Raw genomic sequence first — 17848 nt, 5'->3', positions numbered from 1 at the left:
CGCGTCGAGGCCAGCGGCGCTCAGGCCCGCCCGGACCGCACCAACCGCCCGGGTCGCGCTCCCGTGTCCCGATCGTCCCGCCGCGTCACGACGCCGCTCACGATCGTCGCGCGATAGCCCGACGCGTCCTGCAGAATCCGCGCGCCGCCGGCGGGCAGGTCGTTGACCGAGCGCGGCGGATGGAGCGTCAACCCTTCGAAGTCGATCACGTTGAGGTCCGCCTTCTTGCCGACCTCGATCGTGCCGCGGTCGTGCATCCCGACGACTCGCGCCGACTCGGACGTCTGCTTCTGTACGGTCGCCTCGAGCGACAGCCGATCGCCGCGCTCCCGGTCGCGGACCCAATGCGTCAGCATGTAGGTCGGCACCGACGCATCGCAGATCATCTTCACGTGCGCGCCGCCGTCCGAGAGCCCGAGCACCGTCGCCGGATCCTCGATCATCGCCCGCAAGGGCTCCTGGGACGCCTGCGCGTAGTTCACGAAGGCGCCGAGCACCCATTCGCCGTCCACGAGCAGGTCGTAGTGGACCTCCCAGGGATCGCGGCCCGTCGACGCGGCGATCCCCGCGATCGAACGATCCGCCGTCTGCTCGTAGTTCGGCGGATTGCCGAGGGGGTACATGGCCTGGAAGAGGAAGGGCATCGCCTCGGTCATCGCCCCGAACTGCTCGCTCGGAAGCAGCGGCTCGTCGGTCTCGCCGAGGATCGCCGCGCGATTCGCCGGATCCCGGAGCGCCTCGACGAGTGCGTCGCCCGAGAGCTCCGCCTCGAGGCGACGGAAGGTCGGTCGTCGCATGAACCCGTGATAGCTGGGGAGCCCGATCAGCATCCCGCCCGGGCGACCGCCGACCTGCGGGACGAGCTTCGCGCCGCCGGCGTTCGCCTCGGCCACCGCCTCGAGCTGCTTGCGCCAGAGCTCCGGCGCACCCCCCGCCTGGACCATCAGGAACGAGACCTCGGCCCCGGTCTCCTTCGAGACGCGGCTGATCAGCTCGATCTCTCCGAGGATGAGCGCCTCGTCGTCCCCCGTCTCGCCCTGCGGCACGACCTCGAAGAGACCGCCCCCCGCTTCGAGCATCGCGCTCGCGAGTCCCTCGAGCTCCGCCTGTCCAGCGAAGGTGCCGGCGACGAGCTCGCCATCGAGGGTCTTGTGGTTCAGCGAGCGCGAGGTCGAGACCCCGACAGCGCCCGCCGCGATCGCGGCGCGCACGTGCTCGGACATCTCCGCGATGTCCTCCGCGGTCGCCGCCTCGTTCCGCTCCCCGCGCTCGCCCATCACGTAGAGCCGGATCGGCGCGTGCGGGACGAAGGCGGCGATGTCCATCGAGTACTCGCGCCCGTCCAGCGCGTCGAGGTACTGCGGGAACGTCTCCCAGCTCCACTCGATCCCTTCGTAGAGCGCCGTTCCGGGGATGTCCTCCACCCCTTCCATCATCTCGATCAGGCGCTTCTCGTCGCCGGGGCGGACGGGGGCGAAGCCGACGCCGCAGTTGCCGGTCACGATCGTCGTGACGCCGTGGCTGGCCGAGGGGTCGAGGAGGCTGTCCCAGGTGGCCTGGCCGTCGTAGTGGGTGTGGATGTCGACGAAGCCGGGCGTCACGAGATGGCCCGAGGCGTCGAGGGTCTCGCTCGCCTCGCCTTCGAGATCCGGGCCGACGGCGGCGATCACGCCGTCCTTGATCGCGACGTCACCGACGAAGCGCGCCGTCCCCGTCCCGTCGACGATCGTGCCGCCGGTGATTTTGAGATCGAACATGTGGAGTCCTTCGTTGGGGTTCGAATTCGCAGCCGTTCGAGGCTACCCCGCCAGCGCCTCGCCCGCCGGCTCGGAGTAGAACTGCCGCGTCCACTTCCGGAACTCGGCGATGTACCTGTCGGTCTCGCAGAGAACCGGATTGGCCCGGTGGATCTTGTTCGTCCAGATCGGGATGTCCTGCTTCACGCCGTCGACGATGCCCTGCATGAACTCGTCGCCCGCCTGTCCGGCGATGTTGCGCGTCACCGTGAGCGACCAGCGCATGACCGACCGATCCGTCTCGACCGGGGTCGTCGACGTGAAGAGCAACATGCTGACGCCGGGAAGGCCTTCGGTTCGCACCGTCGAGAGACCGAGGCCCCACGAGTCGCGAATGAGCTGCATCTCCATCGGACCCACGGGCGTCTCGCGGGTGAACGGGCTCGACATCCGGTAGAAGCGCCCCTCTTCGGAGAGCTCCATCTCCGTCGGCGGAATGTCGGCGCTCCCGTGCACGAACTCGAAGTGGGCCGGATCGCAGTTGTTCTCGGCGAGCTCCTGGAGGTGGATGGGCACTTCGAGATCGACGTGTCGCGGCTCGGTCCAGTCGGCGTCGCCGAACTCGGGGATCGTCGGGATCTCCCAGCTCGGCGGCTTCTCCTCCGCGTGATACCACGCGAAGATCATTCCGTTCTTCTCGATGACGTCCCAACCGCGGAGCTTCGCGTTCGGCGGAATGCTCTTGCAGTGGGGAATGGACACGCACTGGCCGGTCGAATCGAATCGCCATCCGTGGAACGGACACCGGATCGAATCCTCGATCACGCGTCCGCCGACACCGAGATGGGCACCGAGGTGCGGGCAGTAGGCATCGAGCAGCGCGGGCTCTCCACTCCACAACCGGTAGAGGACGAGATCCCGGCCGAAGCAGCGGACGGACTGCACGTCGCCCTCGCCGAGGTCGTGGCTCCAGGCCACGGCGAACCATCCGTTGGGGAGCGGGAGCGCGACGCCTTCCTGTGATGCGTTCATCCGTGGGCCTCCTGAACCGTGGGTGCGGCGTTTTCGGAGTTGATTTTGTACTTGGATCCAAGTACAAAGTCAATGATGCCGAACGAAGTCAGCCCGGGCGCGGGCCGCCGCGAGCAGCGAAGAGCAGCCACGATCGAGCGCACGCTCGACGTGGCCGAACGGCTCTTCGCCGAGCAGGGCTTCGACGAAACGAAGGTCGCGCAGATCTGCTCCGAGGCGGGCATCGCCTATGGGACGTTCTTCAATCACTTCTCGGGCAAACGCGATCTGCTCCGCGGGCTCACGAATCGCTCGGAGAACCGACTCTCCTCGCGACTCGAAGCACTCGCCAAGGAACCAGGATCGATCGAGTCCCAGCTTCGCGCCCTCTTCCTCGAAGCCCCGGACGGCTCGAACGTCGGGGACGAAACGAGACGCGAGCTCCAGGGGCTGATCTGGATGACGGCCGCGACCGACGGCAATTCCGATCGCGATCGTCGATTCCACGGGGCCTTCCGCTCGTTCCTGCGCGAGGGCGTCTCGCGCGGCGTCGTGCGGGACGACATGCCCCTCGACACGATGGCGGAAGTCGTGTCCAGCGTCGTCGCATCGATGGCGCTCAACTGGGTCCACGACCCGACCTACCCGCTCCACGAGCGCGGCGAAGCCGCCGCCCGGTTCCTCGCCGACGCGATCGCACCCCGTGGATCGACCGAAGCCCACGATCCGACCCTGGAGGACGAATCATGACCCGCCACCTCGCCGTCTCTTCCGACTGTCACGCCGGCCTGCCGCCCGAGCGCTACCGCGACTATCTCGAGTCGAAGCACCACGACGCCTTCGACCGGGCCGTGGCCGCGGAGGCCGCCCAACGCGACGCGCTCGGCAAGCTCTTCCTGATCGACGAGTTCAACGAGAAGTGGAAGCTCGAGAACTGGGACGGGCTGACCGGCGCCTGGGACCACGACCGGCGAATCGAGGTCCTCGACGGCGACGGCATCGCGGTCGAAGTGATCTTTCCGGACGGCATCACGGAGAACAACAGCCCGCCCTTCGACGCCGGCCTGGGACTCGGAACCGAAGGCGTCGATCCGGAGCTCCAGTGGGCCGGGGCGCGCGCCCACAACCGGTGGCTCTCGGAGTTCTGCAGCATCACGCCCGAACGCCACATCGGACTCGCGATCGTCCCGGCGCTCTGGGACGTCGACGAGGCGATCGCGGAGGTGCGCTGGGCGCGCAAGAACGGGCTTCGCGGCGTCATGCTCCCCGTCATGTGGGGCACGCAACCGCCCTACCACCTGGATCGCTACGACCCCCTCTGGGCGGTCTGCGCCGAGCTCGAGATGCCCATCCACTTCCACTCGGGTCCGTCGCCCAAGGAGGACTACTTCGCCTTCAACCCGGACGGCTCGCTCGCGATCGGCGCGGTCGGCGCCGCGACGACCGAGTTCGTCTGGTGGCTCACGCGACCGCTCAACTTCCTGATCTGGGGAGGCGTCTTCGAACGACACCCGGACCTGCGCGTCGCGATCACCGAGGGTTCGGGCGACTGGGTCCCTCCCTTCCTGGAGACGGCCGACCGCAACTTCAGCGAGACGCACATCTCGGCCAAGATGGGCGACTTCACGTCCCACCTCTCGATGAAGCCGAGCGAGTACTTCCGGCGCAACGTCGCCGTCGGCACCTCGCTCCTGAAGCGCACCGAAGTCGAGCAGCGCGAGGCGATCGGGCTCGAATCGATCATGTGGGGGACGGACTACCCCCATCCCGAGGGCTGCTGGCCGAACACCGACGTCGATCGGCGAGCGCTCTTCCGGGACGTGCCCGAGTCCGACCTGGCGGCGATGCTCGGCGGCAACGCGGCGCGTTTCTACAAGCTGGACGTCGACGCGCTCGCGCCGATCGTCGAGCGGATCGGTCCGCCGCGGAGCGACTTCGCGTGATCCCCCGCGGCAGGGTCGCCGCGAACGGAAGGGATGGAAGATGAAGGACTTCACGGGCAAGGTCGCCGTGATCACGGGCGGCGCGAGCGGGATCGGCAAGGCGATCGCGCGCGCTCTCCTCGGCGCCGGCGCGAAAGTCGTCATCGCCGATGTGGAGCAGGCCGCGCTCGACGCGACGACGGCCGAGCTGGGGGAAGGCGGCGGAGAGATCTCGGGCGTCGTCGTCGACGTGCGCGACGGCGCCTCCGTGAACGCCCTGGCGGACGAGGTCTTCGATCGGCACGGGGCGTGCCATCTGCTCTTCAACAACGCCGGCGTCGGCGTCCCCTTCATCAACCTCTGGGAGACCGAAGCGACGGATTGGGAGTGGCTGATCGGCGTGAACCTGCTCGGCGTCACCCACGGTATTCGCGCTTTCGTGCCGCGCATGATCGCCTCCGGCGAAGAAGGCGTCGTCGTCAACACCTCGTCGGGCAACGGAGGCGTGACGCCGATGGCCAAGCAGTCCATCTACGCGGCGAGCAAGGCGGGGGTGTCGATCCTGACCGAATGCCTCGCCGCCGAGCTTCGCGACGAGAACACGAACGTCAGCGCCGCGATCCTCTACCCGAGCGGCGGCCTCCTGAACACCGGCCTGCTCACCGGATCCCGCAACCGCCCCCCGGAGCTCGCACGCGAAGCAGCCCTTCCGGAAGCCGAGCCGGCCAGCTTCGAGGCCTTCGCCAGCGATCTGAACGAGCGCATGGGCTTCGAGCTCCCCGTGCAGGACCTGGACGAGCTTGCTCAGCATGCACTCGACGGCATTCGCAACCAGGACTTCGTCATCATGATCGGCCGGGAGGCTACGCTCGAAGCGAACCTCACGGACCGAGCGAAGAAGCTCGGCGGGGGCGACTGCCCGATCTGACGGGCTCGCTCCGCATTCACTCGGACATGGGCGACACGCACAGGAAAGGAACGACCGTGGGAACCACTCTGGGCCAGTACTGCATCAACGTGAGCGATCTCGAGCGCTCAGTCGAGTTCTACACCGACGTCCTCGGGCTGAAGCTCCACAGCCGGACCCAGATCCCGGGAACGAACGAAGCGCTCATCTGGGGCGGCGGCCCGGGCTCCGCGCTCCAGCTCGCCGAACACGACGACAAGACCGCCCCGATCGATCAGAGCGCGGACGGGATCAAGAAGGTCGGCGCGATGTGGAAGCTCTACGTCAACACGGACGACGTGAAGGCGCTCCACGTCAAGGCGATCGCGGCCGGCGCGAAGAGCGTGGTCGAGCCGATGCATCTCGAGGAATGGGACGTCTGGATCTCCTTCGTCGAGGATCCCGACGGCTACCAGATCGAGCTCGTCCAGGGCATGGACCTCGAGGCGAACGCGCCGAGCTGAACGGGCGCGGCCGTCGTGCTCAGGTGAGGAACCACTTCCCGCCGTTCACCGCGATGCTCTGTCCCGTGATCGGCCGCGCGAGATCCGAGGCCAGGAAGAGGGCCGTGCCCGCGCACTCCTCCGTCGTCGGCGTGTAGCGCAGGGCGAACTGCTCGTTGTAGAGGGCGAGCTCCTCCTCGTAGGTCCGTCCGGATGCCTGCGCGAGACTCTCGACGTAGCCCGTGAAGTTGTCCCCGGTCATGGGGCCGAGCTGGATGCCGTTCGCGCGAATGCCCTCGGGTCCGAGCTCGACGGCGAGCGTGCGCACGAGACTCGCGAGCGCCGCCTTGGACGCTGCGTAGGCGCCGAGGGTCGGCGGCGGGTCGGTGCTCGCGCCCGTGTTGACCAGGATGATCCGCCCGTCGCCGCGCGCCTTCATGGAGGGCGCGACCGCCTGGACGAGGTGGAAGGCACCGAAGAGGTTCACCTCCATGATGTCCCGCCAGTCCTGGGGATCGGACTCGGTCACGATCTTGTAGTCGCCGTCGTAGTGGCCGTTCTGGACCAGCACGTCGACGCGACCGAAGCGTTCGATCGTCGCGGCGACGAGGGCCTGGCAGGCCGCGCGGTCCGTCAAATCGGTCGGGATCGCCAGCACGTCGCGACCGAGCGCTTCGATCTCGGCGGCGACGGCCTTCAGGCGTTCCTCGTTGCGCGCCGCGATCGCGAGATGCGCGCCTTCACGGGCGAAGAGGAGCGCGATGTCCCGGCCGAGACCGGGGCCGATCCCGGTCACGACGGCGACCTTGTCTTCGAGCAGCATGGGGTCCTCCGGTCACGCGAGCAGGACGACCCGAGCCGAGCCCTGGGCAACGCGACGACCGGTCGTGGCTCTGCGCCCTCCAGGCTAGCTCGCCGACCGCACGGAGCGAGCCGCCGAGACGCCCCCTATCGCATTCGACGTCGAGGAGCGCCTCGCCCGCGACCTGCCAACCAGAGCATCCCCGACGCGAGTCCGACGAGGAGCGAAGGCTCCGGCACCGGGTTCACGCTGAGAAACACGCCCTTCGAGGTCCCGACCGCCGAGTGCCCGGAGTCGAGCACCTCGAAGGCGCAGCAGGCCGCGCTCGGTGGAGCCGGCGCGAGCGCTTGTTCCGTCGAAGCCGGCGAGTCGGGGATCAGTCGAAATACGCCGTTCGGATTGCTGATCAGGAGCGACTCGTCGTCGGCGAACCACGATCCGACGGGCGAGTCACTCGCTTCGGGGCTGGCGACCGGAGTCCACGTCGTGCCCTGGTCCGTGGACTCGAAGATCCTGTCGTCGCCCTGGTCCCGGCCGAACACGAAGAATCGTCCCGACGGCGACGCCCTGAAATCGGGGAAGTTGTCGTCGATGCCTGGGCTCACGCCGACGCCCGACCACGTCGCCCCGGAATCCAGAGAGCGGTACACGCGCTCGTCGGCTCGGTTCCAGGCGTAGAACGCACCATTCGCCCAGATCAGCTGCTCGACCCCGCCGGTCGGAACGAAGCCGCGCTCGCTGTTCCAGGTCTGACCGCCGTCGAAGGTTCCGTAGACGCCGAAGTTGGTCACGGCGAGGATCACGCCGGGGCCCGAGACCAGCTCGTCGACGTCGAGCAGGCTCGGTGTGAAGACGGGCGGGCTGGGGATCGGAGACCAGGTGTCACCGGCGTCGTCCGAACGGAGGAACGCCGCTGGCGGGATCCCCGTGAAAGACGCTGGCGGGGCCAAGGGCGTCACGTTGGTCGTTTCGACGGCCGCCACGAGTCCTCCCGCCGGATCCTCGACGAGCGCGATGACCGAAGGTGTCTCGTGGGCCGACGGTCCCCACGTCGCGCCGCCATCGACGGATCGGTACACGCCCCCGGATCCACCGGCGAAGACGTCCCCTCCGGCCAGCTGGACGATCGACGTGACCTCTGAAGAGGGGAATCCGTTGCTCGACGCGGCCCAAGGGAGTCCACTTCCCGCCGAAACGGAGACGCCCGCCGTCGTACTGACGACCCTCGTCCCGTCCGCTCGCTCGAGGAGCGCCGAAGCGCGCCAACCGTCCGGCTGATCGGCCGCGTCCGACCAGCTCGTGTCGGTGGCGGCCCGAAACTGGAGAGGCGCTCCGTCGATCGAGACGTACGCGTCGCCATTCGAGGACGGGTGGATCGCGAGGACCGCCCCCGACGGCAGCCCTGCGGAATCGGGGGACCAGGTGAGCCCCCCGTCGCTCGAGAAGAAGACGCCGGACGCGCGAGAGCCCGCGAGCAGGGACGCGTCCGCCTGGAGCGCGATCCGGGTCACCTCGACCCCGGCGAGACTCGACACCGGATCGAAGGTCCCGCCGTCGTCGGCGGACCGGAGGAGACCGTCGAGGTAGGTGGCGGCGAGGACGACACCGCCCGGAGCGACCGCGAGGTCGTGGAACCCGACCAGGAAGTTCTCGACGAGCTCCCAGGTCCAGAGCGTCGGATCCTGGACGAGCTCGGAGGCCGCGGCGCGATAGATCCGCGGCCCCATGGTCGCAACCAACGCGCCGCTGTCCGTGAATCGGATGCGGGACGGCGTCCGATGGGGATTCGTCGGGATCGCGATGGACTCCCAGCTCTGGCCCCCGTCGAGGCTCCGGGAGAACTCGGGGAATGATTCGGAGCCGAGGTAGAAGTCTCCGGCGGGCGAGACCTCGAACGCCGTCACCTCGAGCTGGAACGGCGTCGCAGCCTCCGGACGCAGGTCTTCGACCCATACGCCGGCGAGGTCGTCGAAGCGCTGGAGGCTCCGCCGCGCCCCGGGTACGGCGGCGAACATCGTGCCGTCCGGGACCTCCACGAGGTCGCGTGCGAGCGCGCCCTGCGGCCCACCTGTGCTCTGCCAGAACGATCCGAATTGCGCCTGCGCGCTGCTCCCGTCTCCCAACACGAGCAGTGCCAGGAACGCGACCGCCCATCGCAGCCGATATGACGGTTTCGCGGCGCGCACCGCCTCGGATCGGGATCCTCTATCGGTGCGACCGGTCGCGGGGGAGCTTCGCAGCTTCATGAACGGCTCCTCGAGTCGGAGCCATCCTATCACGCTTTCGACGCGCGCCGACGTCGATCTTCCATCGCTTCGCAGCGCGAGCGGCTGACATCGTCCGCCGAGCGGATTCCCGATCGGAAACGGGACGTGCTAGGCCGTCGCCGCCTCGCCCTCGAATAGCCGACCCGTCGGCTGCGGCCCGGCGAGGGTCGCGCGCTGGATCATGCGGTTGTCGTCGACCCCGAATCCCTCCGCGGTGTGGAGCGTGCGTCGGTTGTCCCAGAGGACGACGTCGTTCTCGGCCCACGAGTGCTCGTAGCAGAACTCCGGACGGGTCGTGTGGGCGACGATCGTCTCGAAGAGGTCGTCCGCCTCGTCTTCCGGGAGGCCGAGAATCGTCAGATAGCCGAGCGGGCTCAGCAGGAGCGCCCTCTTCCCGCTCTCGGGATGGGTCACCACCATCGGGTGCGCGACGTGGGGGAAGTCCGGAACCTCGACCTCGCTCTGCGGACCCTCTTCGGGGGTCGCGTAGCGCAGCTCGTGGCCGGGCATGCCCCACGTCCGACGGGGCATGTCGGTGTAGCACTGGAGCGTCTCGAGCGTCGCGATCCGCTCGGCCAGGTCCTTCGGGAGTGCCTCGTAGGCCTTCGCGGTATCGGCCCAGGTCGTTCCCCCCGCCCGCTTCGACGGCTCGATCATCCGAAGCATCGAGCCCCGGCAGATGTCGGGGGTGTAGGCCGTGTCCTGGTGCCAGTAGACCTGACCGATCCGGACGTCGCCGTCCATGACGCGTGCGCCGCCGGAGTTCTTGCCGTGGCCGCCCAGGAAGATCAGCTCGTCGTTCCCGGGAACGAGCAGCGACTTGACCGGGTGGATCTCGAGCTCGCCGAAGACCTTCGCGAGCTTCACGTGGGTCTCGGGATCGGAGGCCGCCTCGCGGAAGAGGAGCACGCCATACTCGAGCCAGGTCGCGTAGAGATCGCGCTTGACCTCGTCGGTCATGGCCTGGATGTCGAGACCGACGATCTCGGCGCCGATGTGATCGAGGGGAGAAATTTCGAATGCGCTCATGTCGAAGGGTCCTCCGGGTTGACGCTGTCGCGCTCGCAACAGGGCATCAAGGTAGCGACTCGCGTGTCGGCGCGGGACGCGAGGGGCGATTGGTGGGTCTCAGATCACTGAAGTAGAAGCGGGCCACTTCGTTCAGGACGTCCGCCCGCTCCCACTGCAGGAAATGGCCGGCCTCGGGCACGATCAGGGGGCCCGTCCGGTTCGGAAAGGCGATCTCGCACTTCTTGGCGAAGTCTTTCGGAACGACGTGGTCGTCGGGTCCGTAGAGGATCAGCGTCGGCGTCTCGGTCTTCTGCATGACGAGCGGCATCTCCTTCATCTCGCGCCCGTAGCCCAGCTGGTAGACGGCCCAGCTCGCCTCGAGATGATCGATGTCCTCGAAGGGCTCGCACATGAAGGCGTAGTCCGCTTCCTCGAAGGCGCCTTCCGACGCCCAGAGCCGCGCCTCGTAGAAGTCGCGCACGTAGCGGTGGCAGCGCGCCGGCGTGTCGAGCTCCGCGCGGAGGGCCTTCGGGTCCCTGCCCTGCCGCACGCGGTAGTCGCCGGTCGGACCGTCGTCGAGAGGCGCCATCGAGAGCCCGTTCGCGGCGTACCATTCGGCTTCTTCCGGCACGACCGGCGGCGACGTGTTGAAGAAGATCATGCGGTCGACGAAGCCGGGGTTCCGGTTCGCCAGGTCGACGATCACCATGCCGCCGACGTCGCCGGCGACGAGGCCGACGCGCTCGTGACCGAGGACGTCGTGCGCGAGCGTGTAGACGTCACGGGAGTAGTAGACGAGGTCGTACTCGTCCTTGGCGGAGAGATCCGAATCGCCGTAGCCACGAAGATCCGGCACGATCACTTCGTAGCCGGCCTCGACGAGCGGTCGGATGTTGCGCCACCAGATCCGCTTCGTCTCGGGATAGCCGTGAACCAGGACGAGCGGATAGCCGCCGACGCCCTCGCGGACGTAGGCGATCCGCAGGCCGGGCTCGACCTCGGCATGGTGGATCTCTAAGGCGTCCGCCGGCGGCGTCTCCGGTTGAGGCGGCCGCGGCGCGCTCAACCGGCTTCCCCAGCGACGACCGGCGGCTGACCGTAGAGCCGCATGACGTCGTCGCCGCTCGTGTACTTCCCGATCCACTCGTCGTAGTAGTCGGGGAGCGGCTGATGGGCCGGATCGTGCCAGGGCGTCTGGGACGCGAACACGCCGACCGCAGAGCGCAGCGTCGCCGACCGCGGCACGCTCGCGAAGGGATTCCCCTCGTAGACGTTGTGGGGCACGTCGGGCACGTGCTTCTTGAACTCCTCGATCGACATCTCGAAGAGCGCGCGCACGTGCTTGCGCATCGGCCCCGCGTTCTTGAACCGGTACCAGTAGCTCCCGACGACGTGGTCGAAGACCATGAGCGCGGAGCTGCGGTGCTCGATCTCCTCGCAGAAATGCCAGAGGAGCATCGAGGACAGCCGCTCGTCCCCGCCCTCGAAGAGGATCTCGCGGTTGTCGAGGACCATCTTGAAGAAGGGCGTGAAGATCGCCTCCATGCTTCCGGCGTAGGCGAGGTGGTATTCGAGCGACTCCGCCTCGAACTGCGCGTCGTAGCTCTCCTGGCACTTGTCGAGGATCGACTGCAGGCCCGGGTACCGGGCGATCAGGGCGCGGGCATGCTTCATGTGCGCAGCGGCGTGGACGCCCTCCTGCTGACCGAAGAGCCGCGCCTCGAGCCGGACCTCGTCGTCGGTGATCCGGGACTCCGCCTCGCGCATCGCCTTCGTGATGTACCGCTCGAAGCTGATGATCACGAAGGTGATCTGGTTCATCAGCACGGAGAATCGCGGCTGCTGGGGGTTCCAGATGAAAGGGATCCCTTCGAAATCCCAATCGAACTTTCGGACTTCCAGATTCGACATCGTCTCTTTCTTCTCTGACTCGTCAGTCGCCGGACACGGGCCGATCCGACCGATCCCGGATCCTCCGCGGATCCGTCGGTCGCTCCGCTTCCCACTATATACAACTTTACAGCCATCGTATGTTGTAAAGTCGAGCCATGAGCCGACGTGGATCCTGGAAGGGAGCGAGCCCGGAATCGAGCGCCGAGGCGCGGCAGCACCTGCTCGCCGTGGCGCAGACCTGCATCGAGCGCCACGGCTTCTCCAAGGTGACCCTCTCCGACGTCGCCGCCGCCGCCGGCGTCACCCGCCCCACGGTCTACCGCTACTTCCAGAGCGCGGAAGAGCTCTTCAACGCGGCGGCGGTCACCGCCAGCGGTGGCTTCCTCGAGCGGATGCGGGCGCGCACGGCACGCCTCGAAGACCCCATCGACCGCGTCGTCGAGACCCTCGTCATCCTGATCACCGAGGCGACGGACGATCCCTACCTGATGGAGCTCTTCCGGATGCGGGACGTGATCTCCGTCCACGCCCAGAGCCGGAACCGCTTCGTCTCGAACGAGCTGCGCCTCTATCTCGGCGACCACTGGACGGCCGATGACGACGAGCTCGAAGAGTTCGCCGAGATCCTGCTCCGGCTGCTCAAGAGCTTCGTCGACGATCCCGGCCCCGACCGCGATCTCGACGATCTCCGACGCACCCTGGCGCGCTGGCTGACGCCGCTCCTCGAACCACGACTGCGCTGAGATCGCGCGGATGATCGGCGCTCACGCCGGCGCCGATACGTGCGCGAAGAGCTCGCGCCGGACGGCGGGGTCGCGAAGCTTCCAGAGCACACCGTCGGTGATGTAGTGATGGAGGCTGAGGAACGCCGAAACCGTCGTCCCGAGTCGAAGCAGCGATTCGTTCGCGCCCAGGAGCTCGACCGCGCCGAGCGCCACCGCGGGGGCCAGGAACCAGTCGGCGATCCCACCCGCGACGAGGAGCGCAATCCCGACCGAAAGCAGGTGGACCAGCGAGAACGTCTTCTCCCCCCGTCGCGCGATCACGAAGAGCACGAGCGCCAGCGGAACCGCACACGCGGCGATCGCGGCGGGCTGGAGGCCCACCCAGAGCGGTAGCGGCGTCGGGTTGATCCAGTGCGGAAGCAGAAAGAGGCAGAGGCCGCCTGCCGCCAGGAAGGCCGCCGCCTGACCGACCGCCTTGCGCACCACCTCGGTCGGCGGCTGCGCATCCGCCCGGTTCTTCTCCACCCGGATCACGAAGGGGAGGTACTGGAGCGCATGCGCCACCTGGACCGCGGGCGCGGCGGCCGGAACGACCGCCATGAGCAGGTACCAGACGTGATTCGCGAGCCACGGCACGACGATCCTGGCCGGCGGACGGCGTCCGTGGCGACGTGCGTGCCGGACCAGCAGCCAGGCGCCCGCCGCCATCGAGATCGCGAGCCCCGCCGTCATCGCCTCGTAGATCCATTCGACGAGTGCCGACTCGTTGAGCACGGGCACGAAGTGACGCGCGACCCAACAGAGGTGCCAGGCGAGGATGTACCGAAGGCTCCACCGTAGATCCCTTCGCTCGTCCGGCGAGAACGGAACGCCTTCGAGCTGCGCGAAGGACGCCATCATCCCCCAGGTCTGACCCACGTAGTGAACCGCGAGATAGCCGACGGCGGCCAGGTGGACGACGTTCAGTGGAACGAACGACCGATTCGTCGCCGCGGCGACCGTCGCGACCACGCAGGCGATCGCGAGCAGGCCCGGAAACCAGACCGCGGCGAAGCGGTGGCGAGCCACGAGCGCCCGCGACGTGTAGAGCAAGCGGTACGAGCCCATGATGTGCGGGACGTTCACCAGGACCGTTCCGATCACGACCCACTCCAGCACGTCGTCGACGACGAACGAAGAGGCAAAGACGAGCGGCAGGAGCACCACGATCGAGAGTCCGCCCGTCAGGACGACGTCGGCGGTGGGCGTCAGGATGGCGGACCGGGGCATGGTCGGCGAAGCATGCCGCCCGAGTGCTGCGCTGTCGAATCGATCGGCAACACGCGGGGGCAACACACGGGAAGGGAACACGTCTCAGGCGAGCAGACTCTGCGCCCCCTGCCCCGTCAGGATCCGGCCGTAGTCCGCGTAGCGGGACTCGCGATCGAAGAAGACGTGGTTCGAGGCGGTCTGGATGTCGCGCAGGGCGCGCTGGATCGGACTGTCGAGGCGCGATCCGCTCGCCTTCACGGCCTCGATCACGTCGTCCGGGGCGCGACGAGCGAGCTCGGCCTCCCTCGCCTTCGCGCGGAAGAGCGGTGCGAGCTCTTCGGCCGCCTCGACCAGTTCTTCGTGGCTCATCGGATTCGCGGACATGGATCGAAACTCCGGCTGGGGCCGACGGACTGGCAGCCAAGCCAGGGACGATCTAGCCCAGCGCGTCGAATCCGGCGAGGAAGACGCGGACGAGTCGACGCGTCCGCTTGCGGTAGTCGCGCGCATTCCCGGCACCGTATTTCAGTCCGGTCGCCGAGAGTCGGAGCATCTCGGCGGCGGCCGGGGCGGACAGTCCCGACCCCGCGAGCCGAAGCTCGCCGGCCCGGACGGCCGCTGCGAGCGCGGAGGCCAGAACCTTCTGGAAGCGCTCGCTCGAGGCGAGCACGATGTCTCCGCAGAGCCGACTGCTCTCGTCCACGATCTCGTCGCCGTGTGGCGAGTCGGCGACCACGTCGAGCAGCCGCCCGACCTTCGCGACCAACGCGTCCTCCAGCCGTGAGGCCAGCGGTGCATCGCTCGCGAGCGCCGCCTCGGCCTCGTCGACCGCCTCGCCGTGCACCCGCTCGCAGAGCGCGCGGAAGATCTCTTCCTTGTTCGCGAACTGCAGGTAGAGCGACGCGCGGGACAACCCGGTTCCGCGGGCGATCTCCTCCATCGACGTCCGACGGTATCCGTAGAGGGCGAACGCCTTGTAGGCGGCTTCGAGGATCGTGGCGCGACGCGGGTCGGGAGCTTCGGGCATGGCGAACGACCGGACGGCCCTAGACGGCCGTCTCGCGATCGGCGTTCTCGAAGTCGACGCCGCTCATCGGCATCTGCCGAACGCGCAGCCCCGTCGCGTCGTAGACCGCATTCGCCAGCGCCGGCGCGATGCCGGGTGTGCCCGGCTCGCCGGCGCCTCCGATCGCCTCGCCGCTGTTGATGATGTGGGTCTCGATCTTCGGCGCCGCGGACATCCGGAGCGCGGGATAGTCGTGGAAGTTGCTCTGCTCGACGGCGCCGTCGCGGATCGTGATCTCGCCGTAGAGCGCCGCCGTCAGGCCATAGGCGATCCCGGATTCGATCTGGGCCGTGAGCCCGTCGGGAGAGACGGCGAGACCCGCATCGACCGCGGCGACGACGCGGTCGACCCGGACGTCCCCGTCCTCGACGGTGACTTCGACGACCTGCGCCACGACCGAACCGAACGACGCCTGGAGCGAGATCCCGCGACCGCGCCCCTGGCCGAGGGGCGTGCCCCAATCGGCCTTCTCGGCCGCGGTCCGGAGCACGCGCAGCAATCGCGGCTCGTCCTTCAGCCGCGCGGCCCGGAACGCGTACGGATCCTGGTTCGCGGCGACGGCCACCTCGTCGATGAACGACTCGGTGAAGAAGCCGTGCTGGGAGTGATCGACGCTTCGCCAGGCGCCGAAGGGCACGTGGGTCGGGCTGTCGACGTAGCCGATGTCCCGGGCGGCGACCGTGTACGGGATGAGCGGGGCCTCGACCGGCTCGCCCTTGTCGACGTACGTATTCTCCCAGGCGATCAGGTCACCGTTCTCGTCGAGGCCCGCACGGAAGCGGCTCAGGATCGCCGGGCGGTAGTAGTCCTGCCGGACGTCTTCTTCCCGGGACCAGATCAGCTTGACCGGTTTGCCGACCGCCGCCGAGATCTGGGCGGCCTGGACGGCGAAGTCGGCGCGCGACTTCCGCCCGAAGCCGCCGCCCATGAAGTGGTTGTGGACCGTGACGTTCTCGACCTCGAAACCGAGGGCCGTCGCGACCGCCTTGCGGAAACCGAGCGGACTCTGGGACCCGACCCACATCTCGCAGCGGCCGTTCTCGACCGCGGCCACCGCGTTCATCGGCTCCATGCACGTGTGCGCGAGATACGGGACGCGGTAGTCGGCCTCGAGAACCTGCGCGGCGTTCGCGAAGGCCGCCTCGACGTCGCCCTCGACGACGTCGGTCTGCCGTTCGACGCGTGCGTCGATGTCCCGGGCGAACTGGGCGAAGAGATCCTCGGTCGAAACTCCCTCGTTGCCCGTCTTCGTCCACTCGATCTCGAGGGCATCGAGTCCCTGCTTCGCGGGCCAGTACCCCGTCGCGACGACGGCCACCGCTTCGGCGGCCTCGTAGCCGCCGACGACCGCCGAGATCCCGCTCGAAGCGAGCGGCACGACGTCGAGCACGCCCGGGATCGCCCGCGCCTTCACGTCGTCGACCCCGGCGACCCCGCCGCCGAAGGTCGGCGCGCGACGCACGGTCGCGTAGACCATCCCCGGCACCTGGACGTCGAGCGCGAAGGTGGCGGACCCGTCGACCTTGGGCGGTATGTCGTGGCGCTCCACGTGGTGCCCCATGATCCGGAACTCGTCGGCCGACTTGAGCGTGGGCTTCGCCGGCGGCGTCCTCTCGCTCGCCGCCGTCGCGAAGCTCGCGAAAGGCTCGGATCGACCGCTCGGTTCGTGGATCAGCTGGCTGTCGCGAGCGATCACCTCGGCGACCGGCACGTCCCAGGCCTCCGCCGCCGCCGTCTGGAGCATCTCCTTCACGGCCGCGCCGGCGACCCGCATCCCGTAGACGCCGGTCGAGCGGATGCTCATGCTGCCGCCGGTGATCTGGAGATCGAGGGCCTGGGCCGCATGGATCAGGATCCCGTCGACGGTCGGCACGATCATCTCGGGCAGATCGACGCCGGCGAGGAGCAGTCCCTTGGCGATCGGATGGTTCGCGAACTCGGGGATCGCCGGGGCGTACTCGAAGCGGACGAGATCCCAGTCGGCTTCGAGCTCGTCGGCGAGCATCTGGGTGAGCGCCGTGCCCGCGCCCTGGCCCATCTCGGAGTGGGGCACGATCACGGTCACGGTGTTGTCCGCTCCGATCTTGACCCACGTCTGCACGAGGGTCTCGCCCTCGCCTTCGACGAGGGCGCCGAGCGCGCCGGCGCGGTTGCCCGGGCGTACGGCGATCCCGGCGATGAACCCGCCGCCGACGAGGGCGCCGGTCGTGAGGAAGGCGCGACGCGTCCACTTACCCATGGTTCGGCTCCTCCGTGTCGGCGCGCGGCGCGGTCGAAGTCGCCCCGGCGGCCTTCGCTGCCGTCTTGATCGCCGCCTTGATCCGGCCGTACATGCCGCAACGACAGATGTTTCCGTCCATCGCGCGGTCGATGTCCTCGTCCGTCGGATCCGGGTTCGCGTCGAGCAGCGCCGCGGCGGACATCAGCTGGCCGGACTGGCAGTAGCCGCACTGCGGAACCTGGTGCTCGATCCACGCCTGCTGGAGCGCGTGGCGGGTGTCCTTGGCGGGGGCGAGGCCTTCGATCGTCTGGATGTCCTGGCCCGAGACCGAGGAGACCGGCGTGATGCACGAACGGATGGCGCGACCATCGACGCGCACGGTGCATGCACCGCACTGCGCGATCCCGCAGCCGAACTTCGTTCCCGTCAGCTCGAGCTGCTCCCGGATCACCCAGAGCAGCGGCGTCGAGGGGTCGACCTCGACCTTCCGCTCGACGCCGTTCACCACGAGCGTTGTCCTCGAAACCGCCATGCGTCGTACTCCTTGGTCGTCG

At 68.4% G+C, this 17848-nt stretch carries 17 protein-coding genes; 5 read left to right on the top strand and 12 right to left on the bottom strand.

Features of this window, described 5'->3' with window-relative positions; all coding sequences use genetic code 11:
* Positions 1-20 precede the first annotated feature (20 nt).
* Both NXI30_18775 and NXI30_18770 read right to left on the bottom strand, forming a co-directional pair.
* Positions 21-1757, bottom strand: a complete 1737-nt coding sequence (locus NXI30_18775) for an amidohydrolase family protein (protein MCR9096276.1) — start codon at positions 1755-1757, stop codon at positions 21-23.
* 42 nt (positions 1758-1799) lie between these two features.
* Entirely contained in the window at positions 1800-2768 is a 969-nt protein-coding gene (locus tag NXI30_18770) for a Rieske (2Fe-2S) protein (GenBank protein MCR9096275.1), read from the bottom strand.
* Positions 2769-2843: 75 nt separating this feature from the next.
* Here NXI30_18770 and NXI30_18765 point away from each other — a divergent pair, with 75 nt between their 5' ends.
* Genes NXI30_18765 through NXI30_18750 form a run of 4 tightly spaced genes read left to right on the top strand, consistent with a single transcriptional unit; the run spans position 2844 to position 6079 of the window.
* Entirely contained in the window at positions 2844-3497 is a 654-nt protein-coding gene (locus NXI30_18765) for a TetR/AcrR family transcriptional regulator (GenBank protein MCR9096274.1), read from the top strand.
* Complete coding sequence (locus NXI30_18760; GenBank protein ID MCR9096273.1) at positions 3494-4690, top strand: amidohydrolase; 1197 nt, start codon at positions 3494-3496, stop codon at positions 4688-4690. Before NXI30_18765 ends, NXI30_18760 begins: the two co-directional genes overlap by 4 nt.
* A 40-nt stretch (positions 4691-4730) precedes the next feature.
* Positions 4731-5597 (top strand): SDR family NAD(P)-dependent oxidoreductase, encoded by an 867-nt coding sequence (locus NXI30_18755; protein MCR9096272.1) that lies wholly within the window; start codon positions 4731-4733, stop codon positions 5595-5597.
* A 56-nt stretch (positions 5598-5653) separates the two neighbouring features.
* Positions 5654-6079, top strand: coding sequence for a VOC family protein (locus NXI30_18750; GenBank protein MCR9096271.1), 426 nt, complete (start codon positions 5654-5656; stop codon positions 6077-6079).
* A gap of 19 nt (positions 6080-6098) precedes the next feature.
* On the opposite strand, the gene NXI30_18745 is transcribed toward NXI30_18750, so the two are convergent.
* From NXI30_18745 to NXI30_18725, 5 genes are all read right to left on the bottom strand, one after another.
* Positions 6099-6881, bottom strand: a complete 783-nt coding sequence (locus NXI30_18745; protein ID MCR9096270.1) for an SDR family oxidoreductase — start codon at positions 6879-6881, stop codon at positions 6099-6101.
* 125 nt (positions 6882-7006) lie between these two features.
* The gene (locus tag NXI30_18740) at positions 7007-9106 is read right to left on the bottom strand and encodes a glycoside hydrolase (protein MCR9096269.1); all 2100 of its coding nucleotides are present in this window, start codon (positions 9104-9106) and stop codon (positions 7007-7009) included.
* 129 nt (positions 9107-9235) lie between these two features.
* Positions 9236-10156, bottom strand: a complete 921-nt coding sequence (locus tag NXI30_18735) for a TauD/TfdA family dioxygenase (GenBank protein MCR9096268.1) — start codon at positions 10154-10156, stop codon at positions 9236-9238.
* Between the two features lie 46 nt (positions 10157-10202).
* Positions 10203-11204 carry an alpha/beta hydrolase gene (locus NXI30_18730; GenBank protein ID MCR9096267.1) on the bottom strand — a complete coding sequence of 334 codons (1002 nt, stop codon included), beginning with the start codon at positions 11202-11204 and terminating at the stop codon, positions 10203-10205.
* Positions 11201-12049, bottom strand: a complete 849-nt coding sequence (locus tag NXI30_18725; GenBank protein ID MCR9096266.1) for a metal-dependent hydrolase — start codon at positions 12047-12049, stop codon at positions 11201-11203. Before NXI30_18725 ends, NXI30_18730 begins: the two co-directional genes overlap by 4 nt.
* 137 nt (positions 12050-12186) lie before the next feature.
* On the opposite strand from NXI30_18725, the gene NXI30_18720 reads away from it, so the two are divergent.
* Complete coding sequence (locus tag NXI30_18720) at positions 12187-12774, top strand: TetR/AcrR family transcriptional regulator (protein ID MCR9096265.1); 588 nt, start codon at positions 12187-12189, stop codon at positions 12772-12774.
* Between the two features lie 21 nt (positions 12775-12795).
* Here the strand turns inward: NXI30_18720 and NXI30_18715 are convergent, their stop codons facing one another.
* From NXI30_18715 to NXI30_18695, 5 genes are all read right to left on the bottom strand, one after another.
* Positions 12796-14025, bottom strand: coding sequence for a hypothetical protein (locus NXI30_18715; GenBank protein MCR9096264.1), 1230 nt, complete (start codon positions 14023-14025; stop codon positions 12796-12798).
* An 84-nt stretch (positions 14026-14109) separates the two neighbouring features.
* A complete protein-coding gene (locus NXI30_18710; GenBank protein MCR9096263.1) occupies positions 14110-14391 on the bottom strand; it encodes a hypothetical protein in 282 nt (93 codons plus the stop codon).
* A 52-nt stretch (positions 14392-14443) separates the two neighbouring features.
* A complete protein-coding gene (locus tag NXI30_18705) occupies positions 14444-15034 on the bottom strand; it encodes a TetR/AcrR family transcriptional regulator (protein ID MCR9096262.1) in 591 nt (196 codons plus the stop codon).
* Between the two features lie 19 nt (positions 15035-15053).
* The gene (locus NXI30_18700) at positions 15054-17312 is read right to left on the bottom strand and encodes a molybdopterin-dependent oxidoreductase (GenBank protein MCR9096261.1); all 2259 of its coding nucleotides are present in this window, start codon (positions 17310-17312) and stop codon (positions 15054-15056) included.
* Entirely contained in the window at positions 17305-17826 is a 522-nt protein-coding gene (locus NXI30_18695; protein ID MCR9096260.1) for a (2Fe-2S)-binding protein, read from the bottom strand. Before NXI30_18695 ends, NXI30_18700 begins: the two co-directional genes overlap by 8 nt.
* Positions 17827-17848: the final 22 nt, after the last annotated feature.

The organism is bacterium (genome assembly GCA_024742285.1).
In the GTDB taxonomy this organism is placed as follows: Bacteria; Myxococcota_A; UBA9160; order UBA9160; family UBA4427; genus UBA4427.
Note: the sequence above shows the minus strand (reverse complement) of the source record. Positions and strands in the feature narration are given on the sequence as shown.